This is a genomic window from Pseudomonas delhiensis (genome assembly GCF_900187975.1).
Classification (GTDB): domain Bacteria; phylum Pseudomonadota; class Gammaproteobacteria; order Pseudomonadales; family Pseudomonadaceae; genus Pseudomonas; species Pseudomonas delhiensis.
This window is the reverse complement of the sequence record NZ_FZPC01000008.1, coordinates 15,380-32,613: the sequence shown is the minus strand read 5'-3', so window position 1 is coordinate 32,613 and position 17,234 is coordinate 15,380. Positions and strand designations below refer to the sequence as shown.

At 67.7% G+C, this 17,234-nt stretch carries 18 protein-coding genes; 13 read left to right on the top strand and 5 right to left on the bottom strand.

All coding sequences use genetic code 11. The features are described 5' to 3' along the window. Positions 1 to 8 precede the first annotated feature (8 nt). Both CHC02_RS08880 and CHC02_RS08875 read right to left on the bottom strand, forming a co-directional pair. Positions 9 to 1,874 (bottom strand): Lnb N-terminal periplasmic domain-containing protein, encoded by a 1,866-nt coding sequence (locus CHC02_RS08880; RefSeq protein WP_089391118.1) that lies wholly within the window; start codon positions 1,872 to 1,874, stop codon positions 9 to 11. A 57-nt stretch (positions 1,875 to 1,931) separates the two neighbouring features. Beyond that, complete coding sequence (locus tag CHC02_RS08875) at positions 1,932 to 2,420, bottom strand: DUF3015 domain-containing protein (RefSeq protein WP_009617533.1); 489 nt, start codon at positions 2,418 to 2,420, stop codon at positions 1,932 to 1,934. A 231-nt stretch (positions 2,421 to 2,651) separates the two neighbouring features. Here CHC02_RS08875 and CHC02_RS08870 point away from each other — a divergent pair, with 231 nt between their 5' ends. The 6 genes from CHC02_RS08870 to bamJ all read left to right on the top strand — a co-directional run bounded on the left by CHC02_RS08870 (position 2,652) and on the right by bamJ (position 7,865). After that, entirely contained in the window at positions 2,652 to 2,981 is a 330-nt protein-coding gene (locus CHC02_RS08870) for a TraR/DksA family transcriptional regulator (RefSeq protein WP_089391117.1), read from the top strand. Positions 2,982 to 3,080: 99 nt separating this feature from the next. Then, a complete protein-coding gene (locus tag CHC02_RS08865) occupies positions 3,081 to 5,564 on the top strand; it encodes a Lon protease family protein (protein ID WP_089391116.1) in 2,484 nt (827 codons plus the stop codon). Between the two features lie 179 nt (positions 5,565 to 5,743). After that, positions 5,744 to 6,085 (top strand): PA4575 family protein, encoded by a 342-nt coding sequence (locus tag CHC02_RS08860; RefSeq protein ID WP_089391115.1) that lies wholly within the window; start codon positions 5,744 to 5,746, stop codon positions 6,083 to 6,085. 168 nt (positions 6,086 to 6,253) lie between these two features. Next, positions 6,254 to 6,748, top strand: coding sequence for a TIGR00645 family protein (locus CHC02_RS08855; protein WP_064581933.1), 495 nt, complete (start codon positions 6,254 to 6,256; stop codon positions 6,746 to 6,748). Positions 6,749 to 6,872: 124 nt separating this feature from the next. Further along, on the top strand, positions 6,873 to 7,172 hold the full coding sequence (locus tag CHC02_RS08850; RefSeq protein ID WP_089391114.1) for a DUF6482 family protein: 300 nt from the start codon (positions 6,873 to 6,875) through the stop codon (positions 7,170 to 7,172). A gap of 69 nt (positions 7,173 to 7,241) precedes the next feature. Then, positions 7,242 to 7,865, top strand: a complete 624-nt coding sequence (bamJ, locus tag CHC02_RS08845; RefSeq protein ID WP_089391113.1) for a BamJ family beta-barrel-assembly machinery protein — start codon at positions 7,242 to 7,244, stop codon at positions 7,863 to 7,865. Positions 7,866 to 8,494: 629 nt separating this feature from the next. Here the strand turns inward: bamJ and CHC02_RS08840 are convergent. Continuing rightward, positions 8,495 to 8,719 carry a PA4570 family protein gene (locus tag CHC02_RS08840; RefSeq protein WP_009617547.1) on the bottom strand — a complete coding sequence of 75 codons (225 nt, stop codon included), beginning with the start codon at positions 8,717 to 8,719 and terminating at the stop codon, positions 8,495 to 8,497. A 175-nt stretch (positions 8,720 to 8,894) separates the two neighbouring features. Continuing rightward, positions 8,895 to 9,863: a polyprenyl synthetase family protein gene (locus CHC02_RS08835; protein WP_089391112.1), complete on the bottom strand. Its 969-nt coding sequence runs from the start codon at positions 9,861 to 9,863 to the stop codon at positions 8,895 to 8,897. 240 nt (positions 9,864 to 10,103) lie between these two features. Between CHC02_RS08835 and rplU the strand changes: the two genes are divergently transcribed. The 5 genes from rplU (at position 10,104) to CHC02_RS08810 (ending at position 13,722) form a co-directional block, all read left to right on the top strand. Then, complete coding sequence (gene rplU, locus CHC02_RS08830) at positions 10,104 to 10,415, top strand: 50S ribosomal protein L21 (protein ID WP_009617549.1); 312 nt, start codon at positions 10,104 to 10,106, stop codon at positions 10,413 to 10,415. 24 nt (positions 10,416 to 10,439) lie between these two features. Then, entirely contained in the window at positions 10,440 to 10,697 is a 258-nt protein-coding gene (rpmA, locus tag CHC02_RS08825) for a 50S ribosomal protein L27 (RefSeq protein ID WP_089391111.1), read from the top strand. Positions 10,698 to 10,848: 151 nt separating this feature from the next. Then, positions 10,849 to 12,069 carry an Obg family GTPase CgtA gene (gene cgtA / locus CHC02_RS08820; protein ID WP_089391110.1) on the top strand — a complete coding sequence of 407 codons (1,221 nt, stop codon included), beginning with the start codon at positions 10,849 to 10,851 and terminating at the stop codon, positions 12,067 to 12,069. A 62-nt stretch (positions 12,070 to 12,131) separates the two neighbouring features. Beyond that, complete coding sequence (proB, locus tag CHC02_RS08815) at positions 12,132 to 13,250, top strand: glutamate 5-kinase (protein ID WP_009617553.1); 1,119 nt, start codon at positions 12,132 to 12,134, stop codon at positions 13,248 to 13,250. 10 nt (positions 13,251 to 13,260) lie between these two features. Continuing rightward, positions 13,261 to 13,722 carry a CreA family protein gene (locus CHC02_RS08810; protein WP_089391109.1) on the top strand — a complete coding sequence of 154 codons (462 nt, stop codon included), beginning with the start codon at positions 13,261 to 13,263 and terminating at the stop codon, positions 13,720 to 13,722. A 404-nt stretch (positions 13,723 to 14,126) separates the two neighbouring features. On the opposite strand, the gene rpsT is transcribed toward CHC02_RS08810, so the two are convergent. Further along, positions 14,127 to 14,396, bottom strand: coding sequence for a 30S ribosomal protein S20 (gene rpsT / locus CHC02_RS08805; RefSeq protein WP_009617555.1), 270 nt, complete (start codon positions 14,394 to 14,396; stop codon positions 14,127 to 14,129). Between the two features lie 244 nt (positions 14,397 to 14,640). Between rpsT and murJ the strand changes: the two genes are divergently transcribed. Continuing rightward, on the top strand, positions 14,641 to 16,179 hold the full coding sequence (murJ, locus tag CHC02_RS08800; RefSeq protein WP_089391108.1) for a murein biosynthesis integral membrane protein MurJ: 1,539 nt from the start codon (positions 14,641 to 14,643) through the stop codon (positions 16,177 to 16,179). Between the two features lie 106 nt (positions 16,180 to 16,285). After that, positions 16,286 to 17,224 carry a bifunctional riboflavin kinase/FAD synthetase gene (gene ribF / locus CHC02_RS08795; RefSeq protein WP_089391107.1) on the top strand — a complete coding sequence of 313 codons (939 nt, stop codon included), beginning with the start codon at positions 16,286 to 16,288 and terminating at the stop codon, positions 17,222 to 17,224. Positions 17,225 to 17,234 lie beyond the last annotated feature (10 nt).

Below are 17,234 nucleotides of genomic sequence, written 5' to 3'. Positions count from 1 at the left end.
CGCACGCCTCAGTAATGGTACCAGCGCAGTTCCAGCATGACCTCGCCGACCGGCCCGGCCTGGTGGCTGAACTGGCGTTCGGCGGACAGGCGCAGGCCGAGGTTGCGGCTCAGTTCCACCTGCTGGCCGAGGCTCAGGCTGCGGCGCACTTCGCCGTTGTGGAAGTAGTCGCCCTTGGCCTCCAGGGCCAGGTTGCCCAGCGGGTTGCGCCAGAGCACGCCGGTGTCGAAGCCCAGCGCCGGCGCCACTGTGGCGGCGAAGTCGGGGTTGTTTTCGATCCGTGCGGTGCCCAGGGCGTAGGCCTGCAGGTCGTCGGCGAGCTTCCAGCTGCCGCCGGCGCCGCCGTTGACGTGGCCGGCCAGGGTGTCGTGGCCGTCGTCGCTGTGCTTGCCCGGCACCCGCTCCCAGCCGCCGGTGACCTGCCAGGACAGCGGTTGCAACAGGGCGTTGCGCGGGGTCATGGAGCGGATGCTGACCAGGTCCAGGCGCTGCAGCTGCCAGCGGTTGCCCTCGTACTGGCGCAGGCGCAGGTCGCCCAGCTCCAGCTGCGCGCCCTGGGGGAAGCCGTAGCTGTTGTCCAGCAGGTCGTGGTAGGCCATGCGCAGGCCGTAGTCGGCGAAGGCCTGGCCGTCGCGGCTGCCGGCGCCGAGCTGCCAGGTCAGCGACTGGTGGCCTTCCTCCGGTTGCCCGGGGCGCTCCACCCGGGCCGGCGGCGGCGGGTTCTGGTTGATCGCCCGCAGCAACTGGTAGCTGCGCGCGGCATCGGCCTCGTCGCGCGCCTTGCCGGTGGCGCGGTAGCGCAGCAGGCGGAAGGCGGTGTCCTGCACCAGCGCCTGGCGCGGCGCGGGCAGGGCCTTGAATTCGGGGCTGTCGAGCAGGCGGTCGTCGTCGGCCAGGCGCCGGGCCAGCTGTTTCTCGCCGGTGTCCAGCGGCTCGGCGCGGGCCAGCAGTTCCTTCTCCCGCGAGGGGCGGTAGTCGATCCTGTCGATCATCCCGGCCTGCTTCACCGCGCGCACGGTGTCGGTGGGGATGGCGTAGAGCGGGAATCCGTCGGTCAGCTTCACCCCGGGGCGGGCGATCTCCAGCAGTTCGAGCAGGCGGAAGGAGCAGTTCTCGTCGAAGAAGAAGTACTTGAAGCGGACCTGCTTGAGCTCCCAGACGTGCTCGACCATGCGCCCGGTCTCTTCGGGCGTGAGGTTCAGGCGGTACTCCCAGAGGTCGCGGTTCTCCAGGCGGCTGTATTCGGAGAGCTTCTCGCGGTAGGGCACCAGGGCGAACAGGCCGGGGTAGCCGCCCATCAGGCCCTTCCAGGCGTAGAGGATGCTGTTGTCCATGCCCTCGATGAAGGCGCCGAAGTTCAGCGCGTAGCTGAGCAGGGCGGTGTTGTTGCTGTCGACGTCGGCCTGGTCGATGCGCAGCAGGGTGTGGCCGAACATCGACGAGGGGCTGTTCAGGTAGGCGGCGGGGAACACCAGCACCGCGCTGTGCGGGTTGATGTCGCCGTACCAGGTGTCGTACTCCTGGCACGCGGGGCGCGGCAGGTCGGTCAGCTGCAGTTGCTGCTTCAGCCAGCGGGTGCGCGCCGGGTAGACGCACTGGGCATGCTTGTCGCCCAGGTCGGGGGCGGCGTAGAGGGCGTCCAGGGTGGCCTTGAGCTCGTGCTCGGGCGAGCGCTCGCCGTCGTCGGCGAGGAAGAACCGGTCGTCGTCGACGAAGCTGCGCCAGCCGCCCAGCTTGCTCGGCGTGTAGTGCCCCAGGGCCAGCCAGTAGGGCTGCGCGGCCAGGGCCTGGAGGCGGGATTCGGGGAATTGGGGGCTCGCGTGCAGGGATGCGCAGGCGCACAGCGCCAGCCATGGCAACAGGCGTTTGGGCATGGGGACCTTAGCGGGTCGGGGTAGGGGAGCCCGCCCCGGTGGGGCGGGCCGTCAGGCTCAGGCCTGTTCCGCGTACTTGGCCAGGCGGGTGTCCTGTTTCAGCACGGCCTGGGTGTTGGCGTAGACGTCCTCGGCGGTGACGTCGGACTTGTTGAAGATCTGCGCGAAGTGCTCGTGGGTCACTTCGGCGAAGTGCGCGCGGTCTTCGGGCTTCACGCCCAGGACCACGGCGTAGGTGGTCAGGGCTTCGCCGTCACCCTTGGCCATGTCTTCGGACAGCTCGTCCATCATGCTGCTCAGCACGATCATCGGCTTGCCGCCGTAGGTCAGCGCGCCATTGGTGTGGCAACCGTTGGTGCCGGTGGTCATGCCGAAGGTGTTGTTGCCCGAGGAGCCGTTGGTGGTGGCCGCCAGCACGTGGGTGGCGGTGCCGCGCTGGCCCTTGAAGAGCATCTGGCCCCAGCCGCAGCCATCGCTGCCGGGGGCGTCGGCGAAGGCACCGATGGAAACGGTGGCGAGGAGGGTACCGAGTAGAATCCTTTTCATCTGCGTATCTCTCTTTGTTCGTATGCATGGCTGTACGTAGCCGCTGACAGCAAACAGCGCCAGGCAGAGCTTTGTAGGAATATCCTGGGGGTGTCAAGGCGCGATGTCTCCCAACCCACGGCGGGGCGAACTGCGTCATGCTCCGCACAACAGGCTATTGATCGGTATCAGCGGCGATTCCCTTGGAACCGGCCACACTTGAAACAGTTCCTTGCCCGTCGGAGAGGCGTCATGGCCGTAGATGATTTCGACCCCCGTTCTGCCCTGGATGCGCTGGCCAGCGAATATTCCCAGCGTGCCGCCGCGATCCGCCGCGACCTGGCGCGCGCCCACTCGCCGGACTTCGCCGAGCAGGCCCAGCAGCGGGAGAACGATGACGTGCTGCGGGCCCTGCTGGCCGAAGCCGATGCCGGCATGCGCCTGGTGGGCCTGGCCCGCCTGCGCCTGGCAGACGGAACCTACGGACAATGCGTACGCTGCGGCGAAGCCATCGAGCCCCGCCGCCTGCGCGCCCTGCCGGCCACGGAATACTGCCTGCGCTGCGCCGACCTGCAGCACTGATCGACCCGCCCTTGCGCGCGCCTTGCCAGTGGCGCGCGGCCGGCGCGAGAATGCGGGCAACTCTCCGCGGCCTTGCGCCGCCCGATGCAAGGACTTCCGATGCCCCAATCCGTTGCCGCCGGCCTGCGCCTGGCGCCCGATGAACTGACCCGTCCCTTCTCGCCCGAGCAGTTTGCCTTCGCCACCACCGACGACCTGGACCCCTTCCTCGGCGTCCTCGGCCAGGAGCGTGCGGTGGAGGCCCTGCAGTTCGGCGTGGCCATGCCGCGGCCGGGTTACAACGTGTTCGTCATGGGCGAGCCGGGGACCGGGCGCTTCTCCTTCGTGCAGCGCTACCTGAAGGCCGAGGCCAAGCGCCTGCCGACGCCGGCCGACTGGGTCTACGTCAACCACTTCGAGGAGGGCCGCGAGCCGCGCGCCATCGAGTTGCCGCCGGGCAGCGCCGCCGACTTCGGCGCGGACATCGACCAGCTGATCGACAACCTGCTGTCGACCTTCCCCTCGGTGTTCGAGAACCCGGCCTACCAGCAGAAGAAGAGCGCCATCGACCGCGCCTTCAACCAGCGCTACGACAAGGCCCTGGACACCGTCGAGCGCCTCGCCCTGGAGAAGGACGTGGCGCTGTACCGCGACAGCGCGAACATCGCCTTCACCCCGATGAAGGACGGCAAGGCCCTCGACGAGGCCGAGTTCGCCCAGCTGCCGGAGGCCGAGCGCGAGCGTTTCCACGCCGACATCGCCGAGCTCGAGGAACAGCTCAACGAGGAGCTGGCCAGCCTGCCGCAGTGGAAGCGCGAGTCCAGCAACCAGCTGCGCCAGCTCAACGAGGAGACCATCACCCTCGCGCTGCAGCCGCTGCTGGCGCCGCTGGTGGAGAAGTACAACAACAACAGCGGGGTCTGCACCTACCTGCAGGCCATGCAACTGAACCTGCTGAAGACCGTGGTCGACCAACTGGTGGATACCGAGCGCAGCGACGCCCAGCGCAAGCTGATGCTGCAGGAGCTGTACGCGCCCAACCAGGTGATCGGCCACCACGCCACCAGCGGCGCGCCGGTGGTGCTCGAGTCGCACCCGACCTACGACAACCTGTTCGGCCGCATCGAGTACGCCTCCGACCAGGGCGCCCTCTACACCAGCTACCGGCAGCTGCGCCCGGGCGCGCTGCACCGCGCCAATGGCGGCTTCCTGGTGCTGGAGGCGGAGAAGCTGCTGGGCGAGCCCTTCGTCTGGGACGCGCTCAAGCGCGCCCTGCAAACGCGCCAGCTGAAAATGGAGTCGCCGCTGGCCGAACTCGGCCGCCTGGCCGCCATGAGCCTGACGCCGCAGGTGATCCCGCTGCAGCTGAAGGTCATCATCATCGGCTCGCGGCAGATCTACTACACCCTGCAGGACCTGGACCCGGACTTCCAGGAGATGTTCCGCGTGCTGGTCGACTTCGACGAGGACATCCCGCTGGGCGAGGACAGCCTCGAACAGTTCGCCCAGCTGCTCAAGACGCGCACCTCGGAAGAGGGCATGGCGCCGCTGACCGCCACCGCGGTGGCGCGCCTGGCCACCTACAGCGCGCGCCTGGCCGAGCACCAGGGGCGCCTGTCGGCGCGCATCGGCGACCTGTTCCAGCTGGTCAGCGAGGCGGACTTCATCCGCCAGCTGGCCAACGAGCCGGTCACCGACCTGGGGCACATCGAGCGCGCCCTCAAGGCCAAGGAAACCCGCACCGGCCGCGTCTCGGCGCGGATCCTCGACGACATGCTGGCCGGCATCGTGCTGATCGACACCGAAGGCGCCGCCGTGGGCAAGTGCAACGGCCTCACCGTGCTGGAGGTGGGCGACTCGGTGTTCGGCGTGCCGGCGCGCATCTCCGCCACCGTCTACCCGGGCGGCAGCGGCATCGTCGACATCGAGCGCGAGGTCAGCCTGGGCCAGCCGATCCACTCCAAGGGCGTGATGATCCTCACCGGCTACCTGGGCAGCCGCTATGCCCAGGAGTACCCGCTGGAAATCTCCGCGAGCATCGCGCTCGAGCAGTCCTACGGCTACGTCGACGGCGACAGCGCCTCGCTCGGCGAGGTCTGCACGCTGATCTCGGCGCTGTCGCGCACGCCGCTGCGGCAGTGCTTCGCCATCACCGGCTCGATCAACCAGTTCGGCGAAGTGCAGGCGGTCGGCGGCGTCAACGAGAAGATCGAGGGCTTCTTCCGCCTCTGCGAGGCCCGCGGCCTGACCGGCGAGCAGGGGGTGATCATCCCGCGCTCCAACGTCAGCACCCTGATGCTCGACGAGCGCGTGCTGCAGGCGGTGCGCAACGGCCTGTTCAACGTCTACGCGGTGCGCCACGTCGACGAGGCGCTGGGCCTGCTGGTCGGCGAGCCGGCCGGCGCGCCGGACGCCAAGGGCCAGTTCCCGGCCGGCAGCGTCAACGCGCGGGTGGTCGAGCGCCTCAAGGAGATCGATGCCATGGGCATGGACGAGGAGGACAAGGAGAAGCTCGCCAAGGAGGCCGCGCCGGCCGCGGCCAAGGCCGCCAAGGCGCCGCAGGTGGAGAAGGAGCGGGCGCGCAAGAAGAAGGACAGCGACTGAGCCCGCTGCCGCTGGCCAGTCCTTGACCAGCGGCGGGGCCCCCAGCGATGGCGCTCGTCGGGCGCCGTTGCCCCCGTGGTGTCCACAACGATATCCACAACTATCGTGGATAAAACGGGCTTTCCCGAGGTCAACCCCGGGTGTAGGCTCGAAAACAGGACAACCGCGAGGGTGCCGCCATGCCGCGTAACCTCTGCCTTATCCGCCCCTGTCTGGGGTTGACCACGCGCATCGAGTGCGTGATCAGGCCGCTGGCCGGAGAGAATGGACTCTGGACACTGCTCTGCGCTGCGGGCATGGCGGGGGCGCAGCCCACCGCCATCAAGGCCCAGGGCCCGTTCTACGGGCCTTTCGTGGCCGAGGGCGTGCTCGAAGCCATCGCCGACTGCCTGGCCCAGCAGGGCTACGTGCCCGCCGACGACCTGCCCATCTGGCAGCTGCACCTGCAGGCCGAGCTGCGACGAATCAATGGCGAGCGCGTGCGCAACTTCGGGGACTACCAGTCCCACCCCGAGTCCTGAAGGCGCATTGTGCAGTCTCTGAGCGACCGCCGCCAACCCCCGGCGGGCGGGGGCTGGCGCGTTTCTTCCCGGCTTCCTGCACATATTTATCCACAGAATAACTGGATAACTCGCCGCGGGCCTTCAGCTATAATCCTCCGCCATTTCTGAACTCCCTTTGCGAAGGCCATGGAACGTTTCATCGAAAACAGCATGTACGCCGCCCGCTGGCTGCTGGCGCCGGTCTATATCGGTCTGTCGCTGGCGCTGCTGGCACTGACCATCAAGTTCTTCCAGGAGATCTTCCACATCCTCCCGGACATCTTCTCGATCGCCGAGGCCGACCTGATCCTGGTGCTGCTGTCGCTGATCGACATGGCCCTGGTCGGCGGCCTGCTGGTGATGGTGATGTTCTCCGGCTACGAGAACTTCGTCTCGCAGCTGGACATTTCCGAAGGCAAGGAGAAGCTCAGCTGGCTGGGCAAGATGGACGCCAGCTCGCTGAAGAACAAGGTGGCGGCCTCCATCGTGGCGATCTCCTCGATCCACCTGCTGCGCATCTTCATGGATGCGAAGAACGTCGATGACAACAAGCTGATGTGGTACGTGATCATCCACCTCACCTTCGTCCTCTCCGCGTTCGCCATGGGTTACCTGGACAAGGCCACGCGCCACGACCACTGATCGTTTTTGCCGCCTCCGGCGTACCGCCCGTCAGCCGCAGGCGACGGGCGGTGTCGTTTGCGCTGGGCGCAGCCGGCTCGCTGTACCAGACTGGCTGCGTTGGACCCTACCCTGGAGGTGCGCAATGAACCTGCAAGAGCTGACCAACCGTTCACTCGCCGGGGATATCGACGAGCTCAACCTGGTATCCCTGGAGGGCGGCATCTACGTGCTGGAGGCGCGCATGGGCCAGCGCTTCATCCCGATCCAGGACGCCAAGGGGCATGTACTGGGCGTGCGTTCGCTGGAGCATGCCCGCCAACTGCTGACGGCGTTGCCGCCGATTCCCTTCCAGCTGGTCCACGCCGCGGTGCAGGACGAGATGTGCGGCTCCCCGGGCGGCAGCGCGCAGAACGACGAAGGCGTGGCCATGCCGCTGCATTGAGGCCGAGGTGGGGCGGGGCGGTTGACTGTGCTAGGCTGGCCGCCCTTTTTCACCCAGCGGAGCCCCGCCATGAGCGAACTCAACCTTTCCACCGACGAAGCCCGTGTCAGCTACGGCGTCGGCCGCCAGCTGGGCGACCAGCTGCGTGAGAACCCGGTTCCGGGCATGAGCCTGGACGCGGTGCTGGCCGGCCTCGCCGACGCCTTCGCCGGCGCCGGCGCCGACAGCCGGGTGCCCGCCGAGCAACTGTCCGCCAGCTTCCAGGTGATCCGCCAGCGCATGCAGGCCGAAGCCCAGGCCAAGGCCGAGGCGGCCGCCGCCGAAGGCAAGGCCTACCTGGTGGAGAACGCCAAGCGCGAGGGCGTCACCGTGCTGCCGTCCGGCCTGCAATACGAAGTGCTGGTCGCCGGCGAGGGCGCCAAGCCGTCCCGCGACGACACCGTGCGCACCCACTACCACGGCACCCTGGTCGACGGCAGCGTGTTCGACAGCTCCTACCAGCGCGGCCAGCCGGCCGAGTTCCCGGTGGGCGGCGTGATCGCCGGCTGGGTCGAGGCCCTGCAACTGATGAACACCGGCAGCAAGTGGCGCCTGCACGTACCGGCCGAGCTGGCCTACGGCGGCCAGGCGGTGGGCAGCATCCCGCCGCACAGCACCCTGGTGTTCGACGTCGAGCTGCTCGACATCCTCTGACGAGTGCAACCCGCGGCGGCCATCCCTGGCCGCCGCGGCATGCGGGGGGCTCCACGCGGCTCCCGGTGTGCAGCCGCCTCCCGGGCGGCGACCGCACGGATGGCGCGTCCTGCGCCATCGCAAAACCCTGTACGTCCGGCTCCCGCTCTTCGTAGGCGCGGGCTTGCTCGCGAACGGCCCTACGGGTCGTTATGTTTGCCGGATGAGATGTCGGAGCGGATTTATCCGCGATTCCGCCGGCAGGGCCGGCTCTCATCCCGCCGTCGCGGACAAGGTCCGCTCCTACGCCCGTGCTTCCCCGGAACCGTAGGAGCGGGCCCTGCCCGCGATTCGCGCGCAGGGCGCGCTCCTACAGGGGAATGGCGTGGGTGGGGTAGCGTAGGAGCGGATCTCATCCGCGCCGATACATCCGGCTATCGCGGACAAGGTCCGCTCCTACGCCCGTGCTTCCCCGGAACTGTAGGAGCGGGCCCTGCCCGCGATTCGCGCGCAGGGCGCGCTCCTACAGGGGAATGGCGTGGGTGGGGCAGCGTAGGATCTCATCCGCGATCCGCGCCGATACGTCCGGCTATCGCGGACAAGGTCCGCTCCTACGAAAGCCCCGTCGTTCCCGCGAACAGCGGTGGCATTCAACGCAGCGCACGGGCGTAGCAGAACAGGAACAGGTTGCGCACCAGCTCCTTGAGCACCTGCGGTTCGCTGGTGCCCAGTTCGTGCAGGTCCAGGCCGCCCTGCTCGCGCAGCTCGTCCAGGGCGTCTTCCTGCAACAGGGCGCAGACTTCCCCGGTATCGCGATTGAGGATGCGCAGATAGGGATGGGGGCGGTCCAGCCAGGCATCGATCATGTAGGTCATCTCTGCATCTCCTTGGTTGCCGAGTTAATGAGAATAATTCTTATTATCTCGATAGCAAGCCCCTATGCAGAATTTTTTTCGCCAAACGCCCCATGCCATGGCCTGGATCAATGGCGCATAACGCAGAACGCCCGCACGGCTGGGCCGGGCGGGCGTTCGTCGGATCGCGTGGGGATCAGTGGGTGCGGGCGACGGCGAATTCGCTCAGCTCGACCAGCGCATCGCGGTACTCGTTGTCCGGCAGCGCCTTGAGGCAGTCGATGGCGCGGGCGGCGTATTCGCGCGCCAGCTTCGCGGTGTAGTCCAGGGCGCCGGCGGCTTCCACGGCGGCGCGGATGCCTTCCAGGTCCTGGCTGCCGCCCTGCTGGATGGCCTTGCGCACCAGCAGCGCCTGCTCCGGGGTGCCGTCGCGCATGGTGGCGATCAGCGGCAGGGTGGGCTTGCCCTCGGCGAGGTCGTCGCCGACGTTCTTGCCCAGGGTGCCGGCGTCGCCGCGGTAGTCCAGCAGGTCGTCCACCAGCTGGAAGGCGATGCCCAGGGCGTCGCCGAACTGGCGCAGGGCCTCGGCCTGTTCCGGGCTGGCGCCGGCGATGGCGGCGGCGCTGTGGGTGGAGGCCTCGAAGAGCATCGCGGTCTTGCCGCGGATGACTTCCATGTAGGTCTCTTCGGTGGTGCTGGCGTCGCGCACCTTGGTCAGCTGCAGCACCTCGCCCTCGGCGATCACCCGGGTGGCCTGGGAAATGATCTGCATCACCGGCATGGAGCCGAGTTCGACCATCATTTCGAAGGAGCGGGCATAGAGGAAGTCGCCGACCAGCACGCTGGGCGCGTTGCCCCACTGCGCGTTGGCGGTGGCGCGGCCGCGGCGCAGGCCGGAGGCGTCGACCACGTCGTCGTGCAGCAGGGTGGAGGTGTGGAGGAATTCGATGGTGGCGGCCAGCAGGCGCAGGTCGTCCCCGGAATGGCCCAGGGCCTTGCCGCTGAGCAGCACCAGCAGCGGGCGAAGACGCTTGCCGCCGGCGGAGATGATATAGTCGCCGATCTTCTCGACCAGGGGAACGCGGGAGCTGAGCTGGCGGCGAATGATGCCGTCGACGGCGGTGAAATCGTCCGCCACCACCCGATAGAAAGCCTGGGGTTGCATATTACGAAGGCGCTCCTCGAAGAATGCGCGGCATGCTAGGTGCCGGGGTGGGGGCTGTCAAGGAAAGCGCCGCAAGGCTTGTATCGGCCGGGGGCTTTGCGTACAATTGCGGCCCCGAACTTCCCTGGCATACCCTGCCTTACGCAATTGCACGGGCGTCCTTCCGGCCCCATGCAGCCATGCCGACCGATACCTCTTCCTATAAAGCGTCGGGTGAGCAGGTCTAACGGAGACATCCAGATGTACGCAGTTATTGTTACCGGCGGCAAGCAATACAAAGTCGCCGAAGGCGAATTCCTCAAGGTCGAGAAACTCGACGTCGCCACCGGCGAAGCGATCAACCTGGATCGCGTTCTGCTGGTCGCCAATGGCGATGACGTCAAGATCGGCCTGCCGGTGGTAGAAGGCGCGAAAGTGACCGCTGAAGTGGTTTCCCACGGTCGTCACGACAAAGTGCGCATCATCAAGTTCCGCCGCCGCAAGCACCACATGAAGCGTCAGGGCCACCGCCAGTGGTTCACTGAAATCAAGATCACCGGCATCCAGGCCTAATTCCTTTTTTGGAGGATATGACTCATGGCACACAAGAAAGCTGGCGGTAGTACCCGCAACGGTCGCGATTCCGAAAGTAAACGCCTTGGCGTGAAGCTGTTCGGCAGCCAGGTCGTCAAGGCAGGCAACATCATCGTGCGTCAGCGCGGCACCCAGTTCCACGCCGGCTACGGCGTTGGCATGGGCAAGGATCACACCCTGTTCGCGAAAATCGACGGCGTGATCAAGTTCGAAGTGAAAGGCGCCTTTGGCCGTCGCTATGTAAGCGTCGTCGCTGCCTAAGCGAGCCTTCACTGAAAAAGCCCTGTCTCGCGACGGGGCTTTTTTGTTTCTGGCGTTTCCTGCATGGGGCGGCCTGCGCGTTTGCGCGGACTTGGCTGTATCCTATGCTCCTTTTCTTATTCAACCCGCCGCGCTGGCGGGAGGCGTTCCCATGAAATTCGTCGACGAAGTATCCATCCACGTGAAAGCCGGTGACGGCGGTAATGGCCTCATGAGCTTTCGCCGCGAGAAGTTCATCGAGAAGGGCGGTCCCAACGGCGGTGACGGTGGCGACGGCGGCTCGGTGTTCCTCGAGGCCGACGAGAGCCTGAACACCCTGGTGGACTACCGCTACACCCGCCGCTTCGATGCCCAGCGCGGGCAGAACGGCGGCAGCAAGGACTGCACCGGCGCCAAGGGCGACGACCTGGTCCTGCCGGTGCCGGTGGGCACCACCGTGATCGATGCCGCTACCCACGAGGTCATCGGCGACCTGACCGAGCCCGGCCAGCGCCTGATGGTCGCCCAGGGCGGCTGGCATGGCCTGGGCAACACCCGCTTCAAGTCCAGCACCAACCGCGCGCCGCGGCAGACCACCCCGGGCAAGCCCGGCGAGGCCCGCGACCTCAAGCTGGAGCTGAAGGTCCTGGCCGACGTCGGCCTGCTGGGCCTGCCGAACGCCGGCAAGAGCACCTTCATCCGCGCCGTGTCCGCGGCCAAGCCGAAGGTCGCCGACTACCCCTTCACCACCCTGGTGCCGAACCTGGGCGTGGTCAGCGTCGGCCGCTTCAAGAGCTTCGTGGTCGCCGACATCCCCGGCCTGATCGAGGGCGCCGCCGAGGGCGCCGGACTGGGCATCCGCTTCCTCAAGCACCTGGCGCGCACCCGCCTGCTGCTGCACATCGTCGACATGGCGCCGCTGGACGAGAGCGACCCGGCCGATGCCGCCGAGACCATCGTCAACGAACTGGCCAAGTTCAGCCCGGCGCTCACCGAGCGTGACCGCTGGCTGGTGCTGAACAAGATGGACCAGATCCTCGAGCCGGAGGAGCAGGAGCGGCGCAAGCAGGACGTGGTCGCGCGGCTGGGCTGGGAAGGCCCGGTCTACGTGATCTCCGCCCTGGAGCGCGAAGGCACCGAGGCGCTCAGCCAGGACATCATGAAGTACCTCGACGAGCGCAGCCTGCGCATCGAGGAAGACCCGGCCTACGGCGAAGCCCTGGCCGAGCTCGACCAGCGCATCGAGGACGAGGCGCGCTCCCGTCTGCAGGCCATGGATGACGCGCGCGCGCTGCGCCGCGCCGGCCTGAAGAATGCCGACGACCTCGACGACGACGATGATTTCGACGACGAGGACGACGGCGACGGGCCGGAAATCTTCTACGTGCCCTGACCGGCGCCGCGTGCGCCGGTCCCCAAGCAACCTGGTGAAACCTGACTTCGTAAGGTTGATGTATGCGTGAGAAAGTGACCGGCGCGCGGCGCTGGGTGGTGAAGATCGGCAGCGCCCTGCTCACGGCTGATGGCCGCGGGCTGGACCGCGACGCCATGGCGGTGTGGGTCGAGCAGATGGTCGCGCTGCACTGCGCGGGCGTCGAGCTGGTGCTGGTGTCCTCCGGCGCCGTGGCGGCGGGCATGAGCCGCCTGGGCTGGGTCTCCCGCCCGAGCGACATGCACGAACTGCAGGCCGCGGCGGCCGTCGGCCAGATGGGCCTGGTGCAGGCCTGGGAGTCCAGCTTCGGCCAGCATGGCCTGCAGACCGCCCAGGTGCTGCTGACCCATGACGACCTGTCCGACCGCAAGCGCTACCTGAACGCCCGCAACACCCTGCGCACCCTGGTCGACCTCGGCGTGATCCCGGTGATCAACGAGAACGACACCGTGGTCACCGACGAGATCCGCTTCGGCGACAACGACACCCTGGCGGCCCTGGTGGCCAACCTGGTGGAGGCCGACCTGCTGGTGATCCTCACCGACCGCGACGGCATGTTCGATGCCGACCCGCGCAACAACCCCGAAGCCCAGCTGATCTACGAAGCCCGCGCCGACGACGCCCAGCTCGACCTGGTGGCCGGCGGCAGCGCTGGCGCCCTCGGCCGCGGCGGCATGCAGACCAAGCTGCGCGCGGCGCGCCTGGCGGCGCGCTCCGGTGCGCACACGGTGATCGTCGGCGGGCGCATCGAGCGCGTGCTCGACCGCCTGCGCTCCGGCGAGCGCCTGGGCACCCTGCTGACCCCCGAGCAAAGCCGCAAGGCCGCTCGCAAGCAATGGCTGGCGGGCCACCTGCAGATGCGCGGCACCCTGGTGCTGGACGCGGGGGCGGTGAAGGCCATCGCGGAAGACCACAAGAGCCTGTTGCCGGTGGGCGTGAAGCAGGTGCAAGGCAGCTTCCGCCGCGGCGAGATGGTGGTCTGCGTGGACCCGCAGGGCCGCGAGATCGCCCGCGGCCTGGCCAACTACAGCGCCCTGGAGGCGCAGAAGATCATCGGTCAGCCGACCGACGCCATCGAGGGCCTGCTGGGCTACGTCGACGGGCCGGAGCTGGTGCACCGCGACAACCTCGTGCTGGTCTGAAGGAGTACCCATGAAGCTATGGAAGGGCGTGTGCGCCGGCCTGCTGATGTTGCCGGCGCTGGCGGGGGCGGAGGAGATCGGCGAGGTCTCCACGGTGTTCAAGTGGGTGGGGCCCAACGACAAGATCGTGGTCGAGGCCTTCGACGACCCCAGGGTGGAAGGGGTGACCTGCTACCTGTCGCGGGCCAAGACCGGCGGCGTCAAGGGCGGCCTGGGCCTGGCCGAGGACCGCGCCGAGGCGTCCATCGCCTGCCGCCAGGTCGGGCCGATCCGCTTCGCCGGCGAGCTCAGGGATGGCGAGGAGGTGTTCAAGCAGCGCACCTCGCTGGTGTTCAAGTCCATGCAGGTGGTGCGTTTCTTCGACAGGAAGCGCAACGCGCTGGTCTACCTCGTCTACAGCGACCGCATCATCGAAGGCAGCCCGCAGAACGCGGTGACCGCCATCCCGATCATGCCCTGGCCGACGAAATAGAAGGCTTCCGCTTTTCGTAGGGGCGGGCCCTGCCCGCGATTCGCGCGCAGGGCGCGCTCCTACAGGGAGTGCGCGGGTGGGGCAGCGTAGGAGCGGATCTCATCCGCGATCCCGCCGGCAAGGCCGGCGTTCATGCGAGGCATCTTTCGCTTTTTCTTTTCGTAGGAGCGGGCCCTGCCCGCGATTCGCGCGCAGGGCGCGCTCCTACAGGGGGTGCGTGGGTGGGGCAGCGTAGGAGCGGATCTCATCCGCGATCCCGCCGGCAGGGCCGGCGTTCGCGCGAGGCATCGCCGCAGCGGGGCGTTCGCGAGCAAGCTAGCTCCTACAGGTCCGGGGCCGGGTTTGGGTTCTTCGCGGGCAATAAAAAACCGGCCACTGGGGCCGGTTTTTCAAGAACGGAACGCTTACGCGGTGGCCAGGGCCTTCACGTGGGCGTTCAGGCGGCTCTTGTGGCGAGCGGCCTTGTTCTTGTGGATGATGCCTTTGTCGGCCATGCGGTCGATGACCGGTACGGCGGCAACCAGGGCGGCCTGGGCCTTGGGCAGGTCCTTGGCGTCGACTGCCTTGACTACGTTCTTGATGTAGGTACGAACCATGGAACGCAGGCTGGCGTTGTGGCTGCGACGCTTCTCAGCCTGTTTGGCGCGTTTTTTGGCGGAAGGTGTGTTGGCCACCGTCGAGCTCCTCGAGAAAAACTTGGGATGTAGCGAATAAATTAAGGCCGCGAATGATGCCGTCGAGTCCGTGCCTTGTCAAGGGTATGAGCGGCGGCCGACGAGCGGCGTGCCCGGGGGTTCGCGGACTGGGTGGGTGATTTATTCGACCGGCGGCCATACACTCGACGCCCTTTACTGGCCGCCGGGCGATCCGGCCGCCCCGCGGGCAGGGCCCGCCCTGCGCTGACAAGTCCCGGATGCAATGAATCTACTCAAATCGCTGGCCGCGGTCAGCTCCATGACCATGATCTCGCGGGTGCTCGGCTTCGTTCGGGACACCATAGTGGCGCGCATGTTCGGCGCCGGCATGGCCACCGACGCCTTCTTCGTCGCCTTCAAGCTGCCCAACCTGCTGCGCCGCATCTTCGCCGAGGGCGCCTTCTCCCAGGCCTTCGTGCCGATCCTGGCGGAATACAAGACGCAGCAGGGCGAGGAGGCCACCCGCACCTTCATCGCCTACGTCTCCGGCCTGCTGACCCTGGTGCTGGCCGTGGTCACGCTGCTCGGCATCCTCGCCGCGCCCTGGGTGATCTGGATCACCGCGCCGGGCTTCGCCGACACCCCGGAGAAGTTCGAACTGACCACCGCGCTGCTGCGGGTGACCTTCCCCTACATCCTGCTGATCTCCCTGGCCTCCCTGGCCGGGGCCATCCTCAATACCTGGAACCGCTTCTCGGTGCCGGCCTTCGTGCCGACCCTGCTGAACGTCAGCATGATCGTCTTCTCGCTGTTCCTCACGCCGTACTTCGACCCGCCGGTGATGGCCCTGGGCTGGGCGGTGCTGGCCGGCGGCCTGGCGCAGCTGCTGTACCAGCTGCCGCACCTGAGGAAGATCGGCATGCTGGTACTGCCGCGCCTGAACCTGCGCGACACCGGCGTGTGGCGCGTGCTCAAGCAGATGGGCCCGGCGATCCTCGGCGTCTCGGTGAGCCAGATCTCGCTGATCATCAACACCATCTTCGCTTCCTTCCTGGCCGCGGGCTCGGTGTCCTGGATGTACTACGCCGACCGCCTGATGGAGCTGCCCTCCGGCGTGCTGGGCGTGGCCCTGGGCACCATCCTGCTGCCGTCCCTGGCCAAGACCTACGCCAGCGACGACCGCCATGAATACTCGCGGCTGCTCGACTGGGGCCTGCGCCTGTGCTTCCTGCTGGTGCTGCCCTGCGCCCTGGCCCTGGCGCTGATCGCCGAGCCGCTGACCGTGTCGCTGTTCCAGTACGGCAAGTTCAGCGCCAACGACGCGCTGATGACCCAGCGCGCGCTCATCGCCTATGCCGTGGGCCTGCTCGGCATCATCCTGGTCAAGGTGCTGGCGCCGGGCTTCTATGCCCGGCAGAACATCCGCACGCCGGTGAAGATCGCGCTGTTCACCCTGGTTTCCACCCAGGCGATGAACCTGGTCTTCATCGGCCCGCTCAAGCACGCGGGCCTGGCCCTGGCCATCAGCCTGGCGGCCTGCCTCAACGCCGGCCTGCTGTACTGGCAACTGCGCAAGCACGACCTGTTCGAGCCGCAGCCGGGCTGGGCGAAGTTCCTCGGCAAGCTGGTGCTGGCGGTGCTGGTGATGTCCGCCGTGCTGCTGGGCGCGATGCACTTCATGCCGGCCTGGGACCTGGGCGGCATGCCGCTGCGCCTGGCGCGCCTGGGCGCGCTGGTGGCGGCCGGCGTGGTGGCCTATTTCGGTATGCTGGCGCTGCTGGGCTTCCGCCTGCGCGACTTCTCGCGGCGGGCGGTGAGCTAGCCCGGCGCGGGCACTTGGGTGCATCCGTGACGCACGGCGGCTTTGTGCCTGTCGCGCGGCGGCGGGTGCAGGTATAATCGACCACTTTCTGAGCAATACGCGCGCTATGCAGCTGCTTCGAGGCCTCCACAACCTGCGGCCCCTGTCCGGGGGCTGCGTTGCCACCATCGGCAATTTCGACGGCGTCCACCTTGGCCACCAGGCGATCCTGGCGCGTCTGCGCGAGCGCTCGCAGGAGCTGGGCGTGCCCAGCTGCGTGGTCATCTTCGAGCCGCAGCCGCGCGAGTACTTCGCCCCGGATGCCGCGCCGGTGCGCCTGACGCGCCTGCGCGAGAAGCTCGAGCTGCTGCGCGAGCAGGGCGTCGACTTCGTCCTCTGCCTGACCTTCAACCGCCGCCTGCGCGAACTGTCTGCCGCCGAGTTCGTCCGCCAGGTGCTGGTGGACGGCCTGGCGGTGCGCCACCTAGAAGTGGGCGACGACTTCCGCTTCGGCTGCGACCGCTCCGGCGACTTCGCCTTCCTGGTCCGGGCCAGCGCCGAGCAGGGCTTCACCGTCGAGGCTGCCACCACGGTGGAGGTCGACGGCATGCGGGTGAGCAGCTCGCGCATCCGCAAGGTGCTCGCCGACGGCGACCTGCACCAGGCCGAGCGCCTGCTGGGCCGGCCGTTCCGCCTGAGCGGGCGGGTGCTGCACGGGCAGAAGCTCGGCCGCACCCTGGGTTCGCCCACCGCCAACATCCAGCTCAAGCGCCGCAAGGCGCCGCTGAACGGCGTCTATCTGGTCAGCACCCTCGTGGCTGGCCAGCGTGTCAACGGGGTGGCCAACATCGGCACGCGGCCGTCGGTCAACGGCGACGGCCGGCCCCACCTGGAAGTGCATCTGCTGGACTTCGCGGGCGACCTCTACGGCCTGCACCTGGATGTGACCTTCCACCAGAAGCTGCGTGATGAGCAGCGTTTTGCCTCCCTGGAGGCACTGAAGGCGGCGATCCTCGCCGACATAGCCGCCGCCCGGGCCTACTGGCTGGGCCAACCGCTTGATTGAAGAAATTCCG

Coding starts and splice junctions, on each gene's coding strand:
- CHC02_RS08880 (WP_089391118.1), bottom strand. CDS start 1,874: ATGCCCAAACGCCTGTTGCCATGGCTGGCGCTGTGCGCCTGCGCATCC.
- CHC02_RS08875 (WP_009617533.1), bottom strand. CDS start 2,420: ATGAAAAGGATTCTACTCGGTACCCTCCTCGCCACCGTTTCCATCGGT.
- CHC02_RS08870 (WP_089391117.1), top strand. CDS start 2,652: ATGGCCGTAGATGATTTCGACCCCCGTTCTGCCCTGGATGCGCTGGCC.
- CHC02_RS08865 (WP_089391116.1), top strand. CDS start 3,081: ATGCCCCAATCCGTTGCCGCCGGCCTGCGCCTGGCGCCCGATGAACTG.
- CHC02_RS08860 (WP_089391115.1), top strand. CDS start 5,744: ATGCCGCGTAACCTCTGCCTTATCCGCCCCTGTCTGGGGTTGACCACG.
- CHC02_RS08855 (WP_064581933.1), top strand. CDS start 6,254: ATGGAACGTTTCATCGAAAACAGCATGTACGCCGCCCGCTGGCTGCTG.
- CHC02_RS08850 (WP_089391114.1), top strand. CDS start 6,873: ATGAACCTGCAAGAGCTGACCAACCGTTCACTCGCCGGGGATATCGAC.
- bamJ (WP_089391113.1), top strand. CDS start 7,242: ATGAGCGAACTCAACCTTTCCACCGACGAAGCCCGTGTCAGCTACGGC.
- CHC02_RS08840 (WP_009617547.1), bottom strand. CDS start 8,719: ATGACCTACATGATCGATGCCTGGCTGGACCGCCCCCATCCCTATCTG.
- CHC02_RS08835 (WP_089391112.1), bottom strand. CDS start 9,863: ATGCAACCCCAGGCTTTCTATCGGGTGGTGGCGGACGATTTCACCGCC.
- rplU (WP_009617549.1), top strand. CDS start 10,104: ATGTACGCAGTTATTGTTACCGGCGGCAAGCAATACAAAGTCGCCGAA.
- rpmA (WP_089391111.1), top strand. CDS start 10,440: ATGGCACACAAGAAAGCTGGCGGTAGTACCCGCAACGGTCGCGATTCC.
- cgtA (WP_089391110.1), top strand. CDS start 10,849: ATGAAATTCGTCGACGAAGTATCCATCCACGTGAAAGCCGGTGACGGC.
- proB (WP_009617553.1), top strand. CDS start 12,132: ATGCGTGAGAAAGTGACCGGCGCGCGGCGCTGGGTGGTGAAGATCGGC.
- CHC02_RS08810 (WP_089391109.1), top strand. CDS start 13,261: ATGAAGCTATGGAAGGGCGTGTGCGCCGGCCTGCTGATGTTGCCGGCG.
- murJ (WP_089391108.1), top strand. CDS start 14,641: ATGAATCTACTCAAATCGCTGGCCGCGGTCAGCTCCATGACCATGATC.
- ribF (WP_089391107.1), top strand. CDS start 16,286: ATGCAGCTGCTTCGAGGCCTCCACAACCTGCGGCCCCTGTCCGGGGGC.